At 35.7% G+C, this 16,097-nt stretch carries 15 protein-coding genes and 1 tRNA gene; all 16 read left to right on the top strand.

What is annotated here, in order from left to right; all coding sequences use genetic code 11:
* Positions 1–27: 27 nt before the first annotated feature.
* On the top strand, positions 28–4,116 hold the full coding sequence (locus QJV49_RS01795; protein ID WP_225513044.1) for a phage tail tape measure protein: 4,089 nt from the start codon (positions 28–30) through the stop codon (positions 4,114–4,116).
* The gene (locus QJV49_RS01790) at positions 4,113–5,678 is read left to right on the top strand and encodes a distal tail protein Dit (RefSeq protein WP_281449151.1); all 1,566 of its coding nucleotides are present in this window, start codon (positions 4,113–4,115) and stop codon (positions 5,676–5,678) included. Before QJV49_RS01795 ends, QJV49_RS01790 begins: the two co-directional genes overlap by 4 nt.
* On the top strand, positions 5,678–7,474 hold the full coding sequence (locus QJV49_RS01785) for a hypothetical protein (protein ID WP_281449150.1): 1,797 nt from the start codon (positions 5,678–5,680) through the stop codon (positions 7,472–7,474). The genes QJV49_RS01790 and QJV49_RS01785 overlap by 1 nt, the downstream gene beginning before the upstream one ends.
* Positions 7,475–7,489: 15 nt before the next feature.
* A complete protein-coding gene (locus QJV49_RS01780) occupies positions 7,490–8,611 on the top strand; it encodes a hypothetical protein (RefSeq protein ID WP_281449149.1) in 1,122 nt (373 codons plus the stop codon).
* Positions 8,611–8,784, top strand: a complete 174-nt coding sequence (locus QJV49_RS01775; protein ID WP_225513206.1) for a hypothetical protein — start codon at positions 8,611–8,613, stop codon at positions 8,782–8,784. Before QJV49_RS01780 ends, QJV49_RS01775 begins: the two co-directional genes overlap by 1 nt.
* The gene (locus QJV49_RS01770) at positions 8,762–10,441 is read left to right on the top strand and encodes a collagen-like protein (protein ID WP_225513205.1); all 1,680 of its coding nucleotides are present in this window, start codon (positions 8,762–8,764) and stop codon (positions 10,439–10,441) included. Before QJV49_RS01775 ends, QJV49_RS01770 begins: the two co-directional genes overlap by 23 nt.
* Positions 10,442–10,453: 12 nt before the next feature.
* Positions 10,454–10,675, top strand: coding sequence for a hypothetical protein (locus QJV49_RS01765; RefSeq protein ID WP_225513204.1), 222 nt, complete (start codon positions 10,454–10,456; stop codon positions 10,673–10,675).
* Between the two features lie 12 nt (positions 10,676–10,687).
* The gene (locus QJV49_RS01760) at positions 10,688–11,008 is read left to right on the top strand and encodes a hypothetical protein (protein WP_225513203.1); all 321 of its coding nucleotides are present in this window, start codon (positions 10,688–10,690) and stop codon (positions 11,006–11,008) included.
* Position 11,009: 1 nt separating this feature from the next.
* Positions 11,010–11,471: a phage holin gene (locus QJV49_RS01755; RefSeq protein WP_225513202.1), complete on the top strand. Its 462-nt coding sequence runs from the start codon at positions 11,010–11,012 to the stop codon at positions 11,469–11,471.
* 9 nt (positions 11,472–11,480) lie between these two features.
* Positions 11,481–12,398, top strand: coding sequence for a GH25 family lysozyme (locus QJV49_RS01750; protein ID WP_281449148.1), 918 nt, complete (start codon positions 11,481–11,483; stop codon positions 12,396–12,398).
* 91 nt (positions 12,399–12,489) lie between these two features.
* The gene (gene arsC, locus QJV49_RS01745) at positions 12,490–12,894 is read left to right on the top strand and encodes an arsenate reductase (thioredoxin) (protein ID WP_281449147.1); all 405 of its coding nucleotides are present in this window, start codon (positions 12,490–12,492) and stop codon (positions 12,892–12,894) included.
* A 187-nt stretch (positions 12,895–13,081) separates the two neighbouring features.
* Positions 13,082–13,726 carry a hypothetical protein gene (locus QJV49_RS01740; RefSeq protein WP_225511523.1) on the top strand — a complete coding sequence of 215 codons (645 nt, stop codon included), beginning with the start codon at positions 13,082–13,084 and terminating at the stop codon, positions 13,724–13,726.
* Positions 13,719–14,129: a hypothetical protein gene (locus QJV49_RS01735; protein ID WP_225511522.1), complete on the top strand. Its 411-nt coding sequence runs from the start codon at positions 13,719–13,721 to the stop codon at positions 14,127–14,129. Before QJV49_RS01740 ends, QJV49_RS01735 begins: the two co-directional genes overlap by 8 nt.
* 371 nt (positions 14,130–14,500) lie before the next feature.
* The gene (locus QJV49_RS13195) at positions 14,501–14,566 is read left to right on the top strand and encodes a hypothetical protein (RefSeq protein WP_230315133.1); all 66 of its coding nucleotides are present in this window, start codon (positions 14,501–14,503) and stop codon (positions 14,564–14,566) included.
* 275 nt (positions 14,567–14,841) lie between these two features.
* Positions 14,842–14,902 (top strand) — tRNA-OTHER (locus tag QJV49_RS01730).
* 687 nt (positions 14,903–15,589) lie between these two features.
* The gene (gene arsC / locus QJV49_RS01725) at positions 15,590–15,991 is read left to right on the top strand and encodes an arsenate reductase (thioredoxin) (RefSeq protein ID WP_225511521.1); all 402 of its coding nucleotides are present in this window, start codon (positions 15,590–15,592) and stop codon (positions 15,989–15,991) included.
* Positions 15,992–16,097: the final 106 nt, after the last annotated feature.

The raw sequence follows: 16,097 nt of genomic DNA, 5'->3' as shown, positions 1-16,097 counted from the left end.
TAAGAATAAAAGTTCAAGGAGAAAGCCATGGCAGATACACCTTTAGGGAAAATGATAATTGAAATGGGCTTTGATGATTCCAGCTTTGCAAAGGGTGTTACCGGGGTTAGCAAGCAATTATCCGCCTTAAAAAATGATTTAAAAACTTCTCAAACCTCATTTTCAACATTTGGGAAAGGTGTTGACGGAGTTAAAAGCCCAATGGAAGTTCTAACAAAATCTATTGAGGCACAAAAAAGGCAATTAGATTTACTAAAAAAATCTTACAATGGTTCACTTGTTGATGGGAAAGCAAGCTCTAGTACTCAAAAATATGCGACTGATATTTCTCGAGCAAGCGCTCAGATGGCTCAATTTAAATCACAGTTAAAGTTAGCGGCAGAGGAACAGTATAAACAAACATCTCTGTTACCTAAGCTATCGACAGGATTTCAAAAAGTAAGTGGTGGATTAAATTCGATTGCTTCTGTTTCTACTCCTGCTTCAGTAGCAGTCACTGCCGTATTTGCAAAAGGAATTCAAGCAGCAACTAATTTCAATGGTAAGATGACTGAAATCCAAGCTTTGTTATCAGATGGAACACCAGCAAGTGTTCTTTCTAAGCAAATGGATACTTTATCAGATAAATCTAAACAATGGGCTAGACAATACGGTATCGATACCTCATCTATCAATGATGGTATGGAAGAAATGATTAAGCGCGGTTATGATTTTAATCAAACCGTTGGGGCCATGCCTGCGGTATTAGATGCTTCAAGAGCCTCAGGGGAAGATTTCGGAACAGTAATGTCTGCGTCAACTGCCATTCTTGAACAGTTTGGTTTGAAGACTGAAGATACAGCATCCATGATGAAAAATACCCAACGTGTAACTGATAGTTTGACATTTGTAGCTAATAAAACATCTGCAGGATTTGAAGACATGGGAATAGCAATGGAATATGTCGGGCCCGTTGCTCACTCTTTGGGTATGAATGTTGAACAAACTGCTGCTGCAGTAGGATTGCTTTCAAATAATGGTATCGAAGGCGAAAAAGCTGGTACATCACTTCGTGGCGCTCTATCTCGCTTGTTAAAACCTACTAAACAATCGTCGGCAGCTTTTGAAGAACTTGGCATTAATATCGATGAGTGGAAAAAAGGAAATATCGGTTTACCTGATATGCTCGATACCATCAAAAAACATACTGAAGGTATGACAGATGCTGAAAAAAGTTCATTAGTTGCTAAAGCTTTTGGTGTAGAAGCTCAAACAGGTATGAACGTGCTAATTAACCAAGGCGGAGATGCATTACGCAACTTAACCAAAGAAACTCAAAATGCGACTGGTTATACTAAAAAGCTCGCAGACCAAATGAATAATTCTGATAAGAATGCTTTTAATAAAGCTAAAGCGACTTTGGAAGTGTTATCCATTGATTTAGGTCAAAAACTATTGCCTTCAATCATTCCAGTTGTTAAGGAAATAGATAATCTAGCAGGCTCATTTTCAAAACTAAGCCCAGAAACTCAACAATTCATCATTAAAATGGCAATAGCAGCGGCCGCAGTTGCTCCAACAGCGAAAGCTTTGAGTGGATTAACAAGTATTATTTCGGGAGTTACTGGAGGTTTAGCTAGAATTGGAGCAAAAGGGGCAGGCGAACTTGCACTTAGAGGAATTGCTACAGAAGCAGGAGGGGCAACTGCTGCGATAGCTGGAGGTAGTGGACTATCTGCTTCCTTAGCTGGAATCTCTCCAATATTAGCTGGTTTAAGTCCAGTTGCAGTAGGTGCATTAGGTGTAGCTGGTCTAGCGGGGTTAATTATCGGCGTAAGCAAAGCTGTAGATGAAGCAAAAGATAGAGTTAAGTTCTTTGGCCAAGTTGAAGTTCCAAAAGAAACTGTTGATAAAATAGATGATTTTAGAGATAGGATTGACAAAGCCAAAGTTGCGATGGAAGAGTTCGGTACCGGAAGCCAGAATTCAGCCCAAAAAGTGAAAGATGCTATCAATTCACTTTCCGAAGGAACAAAAGGTGATATTGACAAATCAACTAAAGAACTTGAAGATGCAATGAAACGAACGGGTTATACCGCTGACCAAATTGCTGAAATGAAAAAAAGGGGTGAAAGTGCTAAGTCTGTTGTAGAAGCTGCTGCAAATGATATTTCTCAAGTTTATATCAATGCCAACAAACGTGACGAAAAAAATAGAGCATTGACAGTTGATGAGCAAGCTCGTGTAAGTTCGAATATGAAAGTGATTTTCGAATCAGAAGCTGACGCACTTAAAATAACGGGTGATAAAAAGAATACTTTAATGAAGGCTCTCAATGGCGAGTTCAATAACATGTCTAAATCTCAAGCTCAACAAGTTATTAATGACATGCGAGGGATGAGAGAACAAGCGAATAAAGAATACGATCAGCAAGCCGCCGACCAGAAAAAATTGCTTGATGGTCACATTATCACTCAAGATACCTATAACGAAAATATGGCTGCAGCAGAACAAGAACGTGTTGACAAACTAAGCAAATATGGAGTAGCTGTCGCTAAAGCTGAGGATGTAATCAGAGGAAACCTTAAATTAGGTGAAGCTGGTTACAAAGAATGGCGTGAAAATGCTGAAGCAGAAATGGGTTTATATGGTGAATCATTTGATGAGGCTTTGGCTAAAGCTGGAGATGCAAGCAAGAAGTTAGGAGATAATGGCAAACTCTTAGCAAAATATACAACGGGTATGTCAGACGATGCCAAAAAAGCCAACGATGCATGGAATAGTATTATTTTTGACCCTAAAACTGGTGAAATCAAAACAAATGCTCCTGAAGTTATAGCAGAAGCTGTTAAATCTAAAGAAGGTTGGGATAATATGCAGTTCATCTTGAAGAACGCTAATTTAACAACGAATGCCAGAATTACAGTCGCAGAAGCTTTAATTGCAAGTGGCCAATGGGACCAGCTTTCTCCTGAGCAAAAGAATTTGGTTGTCAATAATCAACAGGGGTTGCTTGCTATTGCTGATAGTAGACAAAACATGAAAATTTGGAATGAAATGCCAGATTCTGTAAAGAAAATTCTTGGTGATAATAAAGATTTCTTACAAAATAAAGAAACGGCCCAACAAGCTTTAACTGGTTGGAATACACTTCCTGCTCAAACTAAAAAATTATTAGGTGATGATACCGACTTTTTGAGTAAAAAAGGAAACGCAGCTCAAGCATTGAATACGTGGAACTCTATGCCAGAAAATGTTAAAAAGCTTCTTGGTAATGATACTGATTTCCAAAACAAAAAAGGTGCAGCCGCAAGTGCGTTAAAAGCATGGGATGCAATGCCTGAGAATGTTAAGAAAATGCTCGCTAATAACTTTGATGTATTAGCTAAAAAAGAAGGGGCTACTAATGCAATTCTGCAATGGAATAATTTGCCTGCAGATGCAAAAAAATTATTAGCAAGCAACCAAACGGCAAGTGGTGTTAATTCAGCTAATTCATGGATACAAAATAATTTCCTTGGGAAAACTGTCGATTTAAATGCCAATGACAGTGGAGCAAGAAAAACATTGAGTGGATTCTTAGGTGATATTCCGACTTCAAAAACAATTGATTTAATCATAAATAAAACAAACAACGCTCAAGGTACACCATACCATCCGGGCGGACTTGCTATGGTTAATGACCAAAAAGGGCCAACTTACAAGGAGTTAATCAGCTTGCCTAATGGAGTAAGTTTTATTCCAGAAGGGCGAGATGTGACAATGCCGCTGCCTAGAGGAACGAAAATTTTAAAAGCTAGCAAAACAGCTCAACTTATCCCTAAATATGCCGATGGGACTGGTGGTATTCCAGCTAATGCGAAAATATTTAGAGATATGCGAGCAGTTCAACAACAGTTAGTAGTTAATACTCCAGTTGTTGACAATACTGGACTGTTGAGTGCTATTTTAAAAGCTATTCTAGATAGTGGTACTAATAATGATGTTATTAAAGCAATTCAATCTTTAGCAAATCGTCCAGCAATTGCAGTATTTGACAAAAATGAGGCTGCAAGAGCCTTAACAGCACCAATTACAAAACAACAATCTATTAACCAATCGATCAATAATATCGTAAACGGAAGGAGGAACCAATGAGCAAAGTTATTAAAGTAACTTATGGAGATAACATTCTTTCAGATTTGTTTGAAAGTGTCACTAACATAAAACGTGACATCGGCTCAGGATGGACTAATAATACGCAAGCTAAAAAAGAAGGCGTTGATGTCATCACATCATCTCGTGGGCCAAGAAACATCTCTTTTGATTATTTGATAAAAGGAACTTTTTTTGATGAGATAAATGCAAACAAGCAAAGGTTAGCAAGTTATATCAATTCGGAAAATACCTTAGGTTTAGTTTTTGAAGATGAACCAAATAAAGTCTGGTATGCATTGCCAGACGGAGAACAATCATTCTCAACGGAAAATAAATCTGGAACTCTTACATTTATAGTCCCAGAAGGGCATGCTTATTCGACATATACTAATGTTTTAAACTCAGATAATTCAGGGGGAGTTGATGGTTCTATCACTCCTAATGATGATGGTTCGGTTGATATCACAATTAATAATCAAGGAACATTACCGACTTGGATAGATTTAAAGCTTACCAATAATCATGACAATGGATATTTCGCAGTTATAGGATTAAAGGGAGCTTTAGAATTAGGTAATCGAGAAGAAGTTGATGGTGTTACTATCCAGCATAGCGATGTTCTTTATGATAGTAAAACTGATCCTACTTTTTCACAGTTTGTATCAGCCGCAGGTCAACCACATCCAGAATGGGCTGGTGCAGGAACAAATGGAACAATTGGGTATCAAGAATATAATTATAAGTCTTCCAATGGGCAACAGAAAACAATGAAGGGTGTTAAGTTGATTGATCCTGGAAGTCAGACAGGCTTTCGTGGGGGGATGACAGAGCTTGTGTTACCACCAGATTCAAATGGTGATTCTGGTGCAGTTAATTTCTATGCTTGGTTCAGATTATTTACATGGACAACTGTTCTTGGTCAAACTGGAGTCATGCAAATTCTATTCACTGATGAAAATGATGAGTTTGTGGCTGGTTATGGAACGCTAAAGGATGATAAAACAGGAAATATCGGTACCGTTGGTTTTTGGATTGGCGGGCCTAACAAAGGAGAGTGGAAAAACATTCCTTATGTCGCAAATAATGGGGAACAAACTGGATTAAAAGATAATAATACGATGCTTAATGATAATCGAGGGGCATTGGATTTCTTCAAACAAGGAGCGACTCTAGGTTTTTATTGGAAAGGCGGTCATCAAACAATTGTAGTTCCAGAACTTGAAGATGTCGCAATTCACAAGGTTAAGTTCTTCTTCGGAAACTGGTCAACTAACCCAAGGGGAACAATGACACATATGGTTATTCGTGACTTTTGGTGCCGCAAAGACTTTGTTAATACATGGAATGACTTACCAAATCGCTATAAAAATGGCTCAGTCGTTGAAATTGATATGGCTAGTGGTAATGTATCCAAAGATGGAATATCAGCCATTACAGAGGTAGTAAATGGAACAGAACCTTTCAGTATTCCACCTGGAATTAGTCAGATAAAAATCATTCAATCCTCTTGGAATAATACACCACCAAACGTTGAAATATCATGGAAAGAAAGGATTTTGTAATGCTCATTAATGTTTTAAATGGTTCATTAAAAAAAGTAGCAATCTTAAGTAATGAACTTCCCAATGCACCTAGTTATTATAACGATGAGTTTCATGACTATTTAGAACAAGGAGCAACTACATTTAGTTTTACAGTTGCTAAAGTGATTAATAATCAACTACAGGATTATACACAATTCTTAAGTGATCAAAGTTATTTTAGCTTCAGAAAAAATGGTCGAGATTATTTGATGACTCCTTCATCCGAGCAATCAGTTCATGAAACAAGTACTGAAATTTCCTTTTTCTGCGTTTCGTTAGACCGAGAACTTATTAATGAGCAAGCAAATCCATTAACGAATACTGCAAGCCATAATATTCAATGGTACTTTGACCAAATGGGCTTAATCTCTAGAACTCAAATTACTATTGGAATCAACGAAGTTTCAAATCTAACACGAGTGATTAATTATGATGCGCAAGAACCTAAATTATCAAGACTTATTTCGGTAATCAATAATTTTAACGCTGAATTTGATTTTGTGACGACTTTAAATAATGATGGTTCTCTTGGAACTGTTGTTCTAAATATCTATAAAGAAAATGACGGTCAAAATGCTCAAGGTGTGGGAACAAAGCGTGATGATGTCAGACTAACATTTGGTAAAAACATCGAGGATGTTGAAGTAGATGTGAGTGATGACGGATTTTTTAACGCCGCTTATATGACTGGTGCTGACGGTTTTAGTTGGAAAAATTATGATTTCAGTTATAAAAATTCAGATGGTGTAGAAGAGTTCTATAAAAGAAGTGGTTCTGAAATAGCTTATGCTCCATTATCTGCCAAAATGTTCCCTTCTCAATTGAAAACAGACAAGGGTGACATTTGGACAAACTCAGACCGAACCACTGAATATAAAAACGCCAATGATATGTGGGGTTATATTGTCAGTCAATTTAAGCAATATGCCTACAAACAAATCACATATACCGTTACTCCATCATCTACTTTAGTTAATCAACTTGTTGGAGATGGTAGACCACTCCAAAAAGGAGATACAGTTATTATCCAAGATGATAACTACATGGATATTGATGGCAATGTTGGTCTAATTTTATCTGCAAGAGTCTCTGAAATCATTACATCAGATACAAACCCTGCTAATAATAAAATTGTTTTTTCAAATTATAAAAAGCTAAAGAGCGAGGCTTCTTCTGATATCAAAGCGATTGTCAGTCAGTTAGTCAATGATGCTACACCGTATTTCGCTGACATAGCAACTTCAAATGGAGTTCAGTTCAAAAACGGAACTGGATCAACTACTTTATCAGCTCATATCTATAAAGGATCTGCAACAACTGAAACTATCGCTGACAGCTACGAATGGTCGAAAGATGGAACGGTTGTTGCTCCAACTCAAACTATCACAGTTGATGCAAGTGGGGTGGTGGATAAAGCAGTTTATAGCTTTAAGGCGACGATTGCGGGTAAAGTAGTCGCAAGTCAGTCGGTGACTATCACTAATGTGGATGATGGAACTAGCCCGATTAATCTAGTTATTGATTCATCTAATGGCTATCAATTTAAAAATAATATCATTAATACAACTTTCACTGCGATACTTTATCAAAATAATAAAGAAATTGATAGTGATGGGACAAAATTTGCTTATATATGGTCTAAAACTAACGCTGACGGAACAGTAGATACCGCTTGGAATCTTTCTCATCAAACAAGTCGGAAATCAATTACAATTACAAATAGTGATGTTTGGCAGAGAGCTACATTTGATTGCACTGCAGAGCCACTTAATTAATAGGAGGAATAAAATATGTCAATTGTCTCAAGTGGACAAATCACAATCACAGATTTATCAGATGGGATGCAACTTAATGCTTTCATCACAGCAAGTGGGGTAACTACTCAAACTTATGATGCAACAGCTCAAACATGGTCACCAAGTTATGCAACTACTCCACAAGTGTTAACACTCAACCTTACTAAAGCAGGAAGTTCTACTTCTGTTGTTAGTGGTATTTCAGGAACTATTACCTGGACACGATCAGATGGAGCCACAACAACAACTATCACATCAACCACTAATACTGATACTCAATATATGAGCGGAAGTGCAAATAGTGTGTTGACAACAAAAGTCAATGTTCCAATTGCTAACTCAGCATCACGATTCACTGCTTCTGGATTATGGGTTGACCCTAATACAGGTTTAAACGTTCCGTTCTCAGCTGTTTTAGATTTAACTGTTGTACAACTTGCTAAATCGGCTGTTCTTGCGAATGTTTATGCTGGAAATGGTGGAGCGTTCTACAATTCTATGCCTGCAAGCTTAACAGTTAACGCCGATTTATATAAAGGAGGGCAACTTTCTGCAGGAAACAAGCAAATATTCTTCGGTTATGCAGACAGTACTGTAACTACAACTGGTTCAACTGGTTATAACTCAAACCTTGGATTAGGATGGCATTTATGTACTTCATCTACAACTGGTGAAATTCCCAATGTAGCAGCGGGTACGAATACAACTTCTCAAGGAATATTAACAGTTATACCAGCAGCTGTTACGAACTCGCAAAGCTTTAAGGCAGTTATCATTGACCAAGCAGGCGGTACAGCCGGAACGTCAGTTAGTGGTATATGTACTCTTCTTGATTATACAGACCCATTAACTTGTACGATTGATAGTACAGCAGGTAGCATTTTTAAAAACGGTTCTGGTACAACAACACTTACTTGCCGAGTATTTCAATCTGGTGCTGAAATTGATACAGATGGAAAAACCTATACTTATAAATGGTCTCAACGTGACCAAAATGGCGTATTAAATGCTAATTTTGGCGGTACAGGCAATCAATATAAAACTGGTAAAACAATTAGTGTTGCGGCTTCTGATATCAATGTCAAAGCTCAATATACATGCGAGGTGAATCAATAATGAAAAGTACATTTTATGCCAATGTTGAACTTGGTGGAGAAATTACACAAGTTAGCTTTGAAGCAACAAACGCAAGTGATGTGATTGAACAAATCTGGCGGACTTATGGTATCTCCACCCCAATTATTGAAATTTGGGCGGAGGTGACTGATGACGATAGTAGCAAGCAATAGCCTCACTATAAGTAACGTTAATGATGGGACAATAACTCATACTGCTTATGCTTACAGCGCAGACGGCACGGACGGTTTCACCACTGTTTATCCGAATCTGAATTTAATAGAAGATGGGAAATTTGCGAAACCAATAAGTTCCAAATGGAATACAGATGGCACTACAATTTCAAAAGACGATATAACCGGCTATTTTAAAGTTAAATTTAATGGAGCTGGTTCTCTAAACCGTACATATTACACAGCAGGCATTTCTACCATTCCAACTGGGCAAAAATATTCAGTCTATATTAAAGCCTATTCTTTAGAAAGTTCTCTAAATATTAAAATGGGCTCCGTCAACACCTCGCAAGCTGTTACTGTTACAAACAACAGTAACATTCCAAAAACTTATAAAGTCGAGGGATTAGTCAGAGGCGCTTCCGATACATTCGGGATATTTGGGGAATTAACAACAACTCTTGGTACTTTGTTTATAAGTGAAATTAAACTAGAACAAGGCTCAACCGCCACTCCATGGATGCCCTCAGCTAGTGAAGTCACAACTGCTGACTGGCCAAGCTACATCGGTCAGTATTCAGATTTCACATCTACAGCATCCACAGACCCCGCTAAATATGCTCCTTGGACTATATTTAAGGGAAATGACGGGAAAGATGGAGCAACAGGCCCACAAGGTCCTCAAGGGAATACTGGAGCGACTGGGCCGCAAGGTCCAGTCGGACCTGCTGGAAGCGATGGTGACCCAGGTAAAGTAATACAACAAAATACAGAGCCAACAACTAAATTTTTAAATATGTTATGGCAATATACTGGAATAGAACCATTGAACGCTACAGGTATCACAGTTTTATCAAATATAATCTATGTATGGAACGGTACAGCTTGGCAAATTTGGTTATTAAATCCGCAGAATATACAAGCAGTAAATGCATGGATTACAAACGCAATGATTGATACTGCAGCTATTAAACTAGCAAATATTGATACTGCGACAATTACAGAACTTTCTGCTGTAACTGCAACCCTTGGAGATGTTGAAGCTGGAAGTATCACAAATGATATTTCTTATGGATTCGTTGCTCAAGGTAACCATCAATATCTTGGTAATAGTGTTATTAATTATCGAGGAATCAATATTTCTGAAACAATGACCTTAGATAACGTATTTCAATATACTCAATCTATGGGATTTGATGCAATTGCGGGTTTATTTTTCCAACGTTTAAGTGAAAATCAAGATATTATTTCCAATATTAGACTCATTGAAATTGGTAATAATGAGATGGGATTATATGTTGGTAATGCTACTGAATCTGCTACATTAACATCCAAAGGGCTTACCCTTTCTACTGACGTTGATTGGACTTCAATTGGGACCTATACTAAATATAAACGACAAGGTAATAGAATTACACTATCCGTAGTAGATGCGATGGTAACAACAGCAGGTAATATTACTTTAGGAACTCTTCCAGCTAAAGATGCACCTTATAACAGTATTATGCTAACTGCTATCGCATTCGCAACAACGAATACTAATGATAAGCATATCCAAATCAATGGGACGTATGGTAGTGGCGGTGGATTAATTACAATATTGGGAGCAGCAGCAAATCAAAAATATACTTTCCAACAAACTTTTGAACTCACATAGAAAGGAATAAACATGGCAACAAAAAATACAGGAGATACTCAATATTATGAAGTTTATAATGAGGTTGATGAATTGATTGCAAGATGTAATTTTAGTATCAATTCTACTGGTGGAGGAACAATAAATATTGAATTAATTGACGGAGGGAAAATTAAAAACTTTACTAATTCATCAGTTGAGTTAAAAACTCTGATTGATAATGCACTAGAAGCTTCTGCTAAATATTTGAATTAGAAAGCAGGGGTTATGGAGGTACTAATTCATGATACGCTCTATTTTATAAGAGATATTATCAATTATTGGCCAGCTATCGTTTCAGCAAGTGGAATTGTAGCTCTAGGCTATCGAAAACTCAATAAAAGGCAAGATGAGCGAGATAAGGCGCAAGAAGAACAATTGCTAGTCATGCGGCAAGAAATTAAACGAATTGAATTTATGCAAGCAGTAACTTTAGATTATGGTTTGCAAATTGTTGGAAGTATTTTTGATGAATACGAAGAAATGGGAGGAAATCATTACCTCCACAGTGTTTATGAAAAATATAAAAAAGAAAAAGAGGAAAAATAAAATGGATCAAAATTTAATGACAATCTTTAGCGGTATTTTAACCTTAGCTGGTTCTATAGTGACTTACTTCATTTCACAGGCTGCTAAAAAACATAGCAATACAAAAGACATGGATGCTCTGGCTAAAGTGGCCAATCAAGCGGTAAGTTGGGCACAGAAAAACTTCAATGAGAATCCTGAAAAGTTATCTGAAGCCATTAACTATGTGACAGAAGAAGCTAAGAATCTTAAAATCAAGGCTAATCCAGCTCAGATTGAAGCTCAAATTGAAGCTTCTTTGGCCCAGTTGAAAAAGAACTTTACTGCTGACCCAGCTAAAACAATTAAAGATGTTGCGCAAGCCACGTCTGAAGTTGCTCAATCAGTGTCTAAAACAGCGGATAATATTTCTACCAATGCTGAAGAACTGGCTAATCTTGTAGAACCAATCATTAATGGAACAGAAGGACTCACTGAAGAATAGGAGGTTAGTATGAATGGATATGACATTTCCAGCTACCAAGCTGAGCTTGATACTGGCATTGTCCCCTCAGATTTTGTAATTATCAAGGCTACTGAGGGTACAAATTATATAAATCCAACGTGGGAAGAACAAGCAAAACAAGCTTTACAGGCTGGTAAGTTACTAGGATTATATCACTTTGCTGGTATTGGAAATCCAATCTCTGAAGCAGACTTCTTTATCAGTACTATTAAAGACTATGTTGGTAAAGCACTACTAAATCTTGACTTTGAAGCTGGGGCAATTAATGCATGGGGGAATGTTGGCGCTCGTCAATTTTTGAATCGTGTAAAAGAAAAAACTGGCATCAATCCAATGATTTACATGTCTGCAGAAGTTACTCGTCAGTTTAATTGGAGCATTACCTCAGGAAATACTCCTTTGTGGGTTGCTCAATATGCTTCTACAAGTCCTACAGGCTATCAATCAGAACCTTGGTCAGATGGCAAAGGATATGGCGCTTGGAGTTCAGCAGCGATTCATCAGTACAGTTCATCAGGAACTTTAATGAACTGGAACGGACAGCTTGATTTAAACTTAGCTTATATCAACGCTAATCAATGGAAGCAACTGGCTGGTGGAAGTTCTACATCACAAAATAACAACAACTCAAATACTAATTCACAATTGGAGGATGATGACCTTATGAAATTTACATATCAAATTATTGATGCAAAAACAGGAAAAACGCAAGGAACTATTTATTACTATGATGGAAATAAAGTAGTTGCTTTGTCTCATGAAGATCAACTTAAAATTATTCGTCAAATCTATAAAGAGACAACAGGAAAAGACTTGAAACAGTATAGTTGGCGGACAGATGCCCCTTGGTATGTCCGTTTCATGCAAGCAATCAATCAAAAAACAGTAGAAGTTGCTTGGAAATAAAATTAAACCTGACTTCGGTCAGGGCTTTTTGTTATGGTAAATCATAAATTAAGGTATAATATATTAAGAAAATTTAGTAAGGGAATATATTATGAGAAAAATTTACTTTCTTTGTACTGGGAACTCTTGCCGCTCACAAATTGCGGAAGGATATGGGCATAAATTATTAAAAGATTGGGAAGTGAAATCTGCAGGTATAGAAACTCATGGATTAAATCCAAAAGCTGTACAAGTTATGGCAGAAGAAGATATTGATATTTCTCAACAGAAATCTGAACTTATTGATATGGATTACTTTAATAGTTGTGATTTAATTATTACTCTATGTGGAGATGCATTAGATAAATGTCCAATGATTCCTAAAGGAGTAAACCACGAACATTGGGATTTACAAGACCCAGCTCGAGTAAAAGGAACAAATGAAGAAATTTTAGAAGAGTTCAGAAAAACTAGAGATTTAATAAAAGACCAAGTTAAAAAATTAACAAAAGTATGAATTAACCCCCGCTTCGGCGGGTGTTTTTTTGTTACATAAACATTAAAAAAACTATAATTAATAAATACCATATTTTTTTACGAAGATTTATGGTATAATAAACAAGTTTGTCATATGTTTTGAAAATGCATGAATATGTGGTATACTCTTATTAAATATAAAATAGCTAAATAAAAAGGAGGTACATATGCTTTATACTTCACAAAATCACTTAGATGCTTTAGCTTGGTTGAATAGTACCAAAAATATAAAAACTTTAACGAATTTACAAGTCCAAAAATTTCTTTATTTTTACGAAATGTTCCAAAAAGTTGCCGATAAAGACTATACCTTAGATAGTTTAAAAGCTTATGTTAATGGTCCGGTTTTTAGCAAAGTGTATGGTGATATGGTACACAACGAAACAGAATTTATAAACGAATTAGAAAAAATTGATCCGAAACACATAGACTGCGAAAATGCAGAAGAATCATTGTTCCTGATTGAATCAATGACAGATACTGAACTTTCTGAACTGACTCATGTATTTGATATGTGGAAATCTAAAAGAGATGAAATTGATAATGGTATAAAACAAATCCCTATTTACGAAGGCGATATAACAGAAAAAGATTTAGATATTTTATCCCAATTAAGTTTTAGTAGGCCAGAAGAATTTAAAAAATACCACGTGATTGTTATGCAGGATAAGAGATTTGTGGTATCTAAAGAAGACTATTCATCACTTACGGAAGAACATTATAATACTATGGAAGTGCTAAGTAATAATAAAAATCTACTAAACCCAGTATATATTAAAATCGAAGAAGACGGAGGTCTTCTCGTTGATTAAGGAAAAAGATGTAATTAATTTGAAAGTCCCATTTCCTGACATCTCCTCTGGATTAGCTAGAGTAATTCACATGTACATTTGTGTTGGGAATGATAAGGAAGCTTTATTTGTAAAATCTCAAACTTATAAGCCTAGATTATTAACTCTTGTGAATAATTCCATAGTAGAAGAAGCTGATATAAATAGAAACCCATTTTCTAAGAAGACCTTGATAGACTTGGATAAAGAATTTCATATATCAAAAGATTTGGTCATATCAAAAGATTCATTATGTAGAAATAGACCTGATGTATGTGATGAACTTTTTGCTGAAATTAATCAAAAGATAATTGAACCAAATCACGAAATGCTTAACGAACAATTACTTCTAACTTTAAACCCTGACTATTTATCAACCAGATAATATTCTCGCCCTCCGGGGCTTTTTTATTTTATTGAGCGTATTGTTTTGATGAAAAACGCTTACAGTGTATAATAAAAATATAGATAGTTTTGCATAAGCGCTCCAACCGTCATTGGAGTGCTTTCTTTTTGTCTCATTTAAGAAAAGAAGAATATAATTATCCTATTCCAAAAATAAATTTTTCATAAATTTACTCTTTAGCGTCCCTCTCCTAACTGGGGCGCTTTTTTCTTGACAAAAAATAATGATAGCGCTATAATTAGTTACCGTAAATAATCACTGAGTATTTTAATCCATGAAATACTCACTGCATATTTGCCTAGACGCCTCACTATCGTGGGGCGCTTTTTTTGTGCTATAATATAGTCGGGATGTTTGTGAGATTTCATCCCATTTCTAAAATTAAGCTGCTCTTCGGAGTGGCTTTTTTCAAATAAAAAAACTCTAGTCGGATGACTTCAAGGAGTCCAACTAGAGGATGATGAGTGTTAGTACAAATTCAGAAAAAATTTCGTATATACAAAAATAAGAGGTACTAACAATTTAAATATTATCAATTTTTTAGACAATTGTCAATTATTTATAGTAGTGTGTTATAATATATTTAGTGGATGAGAAATTGATTTCTTTTACAGTATCTTTGATAATCTGCAGTTCCGTCCACATATATCTAATATAATAACCAAGATATGTGCTGCAGATTGTCATACTAGGTTCTTTAGCTCAGATGGTAGCTAACCGTTCGGTCGCTGGTTCGAGTCCAGCAAGAACCATAAATAAACGAAGAGTGAAAAAAAGAGGGAGAAATCTTGCTAGCTCTTTTATAATAGTGTTTTAAAAACTCCCCTCGCCTCCATTGTACGGATTTTATAGAATCCTATCGACTAATAAATCGCTCAATAGAGCGGTTTATTTTTTATTGAATGAATTACGATTTAAATAAAAAACTCCTACTAGACAACAAAATAGTAGAAGAAATAATTTCAAAATTGGCCGGATTTTGGTTATGAAAAGAAAATGCTAAATAGATTGTAAATATAGTCAATAAAATGGTTTGCTTTGGCCTTAATTATTATAACACCGTATATTAGAGTTTGTCGTTAACAAATGGCGACAAGAAACCACTGACATCAACATGGACTAATAAGATATCTAAATAGTTTTACGAACTGAGGTAAATATTATAATAAAAATAGAAAAAGAAACTAATCATCCTTGAGACTTTCAATTTTTAAATTTCTAATATTTTTTGAGGAATTGTATCCTTATTTAATTATTTTAAAATGAGGTGAATTTTATATCCTCTTCCTTCTATTGTACTATACGTTTTCCCCAGAAGATGCGAGCCAATAATGGGGTTTCATTTTAATTTTTTTAAAATTAGAAAACAAATAATAGTTACACATAAGAAACTAAAATAGTATATAATAAGTTAATAAAAAAGGAAGTGGAGCATCATTATGAAAAAGGTGTATTTTCTTTGTACGGGTAATTCTTGTCGTTCTCAGATGGCAGAAGGCTATGGTCATAAATTTCTAACGGGTTGGGAAGTTCGTTCTGCGGGGATAGAAATGCACGGATTAAATTCTCGTGCTGTTCAAGTGATGGCAGAAGATGGTATAGATATTTCGAGCCAGCAATCAGAATTTATTAATATTGAATATTTTAATGAGAGCGATTTAATTGTTACTCTTTGTGGAGATGTTTTAGATAAATGTCCGATGATTCCTAAAGAGATTAATCATGAGCATTGGAACTTAGAAGATCCAGCTCGTGCTCTAGGAACAGAAGTAGAAATTTTAGAGAAGTTTAGAAAAACGAGAGATTTAATAAAAGAGCAAGTTAAGCTGATTGGAAAGTGATTTATTTTAGCTATTAAAAGGAGCGGAAATGAAGTATAAAATTGGACAGTTAGTAAGTTTACTAGAAAAAATTATAAAGTAATTATCGGAATGTTAGTCGCTGAAA

It is taken from the genome of Lactococcus sp. NH2-7C (assembly GCF_029953655.1).
Taxonomy (GTDB): Bacteria; Bacillota; Bacilli; order Lactobacillales; family Streptococcaceae; genus Lactococcus; species Lactococcus lactis.
The sequence above is the reverse complement of the archived record's forward strand: the minus strand, read 5'-3'. Positions and strand labels throughout refer to the sequence as shown.

What these genes read in the sequence shown, in the direction of transcription:
- arsC (WP_225511521.1), top strand. Translation starts at nt 15,590, where the DNA reads ATGAAAAAGGTGTATTTTCTTTGTACGGGTAATTCTTGTCGTTCTCAG.
- QJV49_RS01785 (WP_281449150.1), top strand. Translation starts at nt 5,678, where the DNA reads ATGCTCATTAATGTTTTAAATGGTTCATTAAAAAAAGTAGCAATCTTA.
- arsC (WP_281449147.1), top strand. Translation starts at nt 12,490, where the DNA reads ATGAGAAAAATTTACTTTCTTTGTACTGGGAACTCTTGCCGCTCACAA.
- QJV49_RS01750 (WP_281449148.1), top strand. Translation starts at nt 11,481, where the DNA reads ATGAATGGATATGACATTTCCAGCTACCAAGCTGAGCTTGATACTGGC.
- QJV49_RS01755 (WP_225513202.1), top strand. Translation starts at nt 11,010, where the DNA reads ATGGATCAAAATTTAATGACAATCTTTAGCGGTATTTTAACCTTAGCT.
- QJV49_RS01790 (WP_281449151.1), top strand. Translation starts at nt 4,113, where the DNA reads ATGAGCAAAGTTATTAAAGTAACTTATGGAGATAACATTCTTTCAGAT.
- QJV49_RS01765 (WP_225513204.1), top strand. Translation starts at nt 10,454, where the DNA reads ATGGCAACAAAAAATACAGGAGATACTCAATATTATGAAGTTTATAAT.
- QJV49_RS01760 (WP_225513203.1), top strand. Translation starts at nt 10,688, where the DNA reads ATGGAGGTACTAATTCATGATACGCTCTATTTTATAAGAGATATTATC.
- QJV49_RS01740 (WP_225511523.1), top strand. Translation starts at nt 13,082, where the DNA reads ATGCTTTATACTTCACAAAATCACTTAGATGCTTTAGCTTGGTTGAAT.
- QJV49_RS01775 (WP_225513206.1), top strand. Translation starts at nt 8,611, where the DNA reads ATGAAAAGTACATTTTATGCCAATGTTGAACTTGGTGGAGAAATTACA.
- QJV49_RS01780 (WP_281449149.1), top strand. Translation starts at nt 7,490, where the DNA reads ATGTCAATTGTCTCAAGTGGACAAATCACAATCACAGATTTATCAGAT.
- QJV49_RS01795 (WP_225513044.1), top strand. Translation starts at nt 28, where the DNA reads ATGGCAGATACACCTTTAGGGAAAATGATAATTGAAATGGGCTTTGAT.
- QJV49_RS01770 (WP_225513205.1), top strand. Translation starts at nt 8,762, where the DNA reads ATGACGATAGTAGCAAGCAATAGCCTCACTATAAGTAACGTTAATGAT.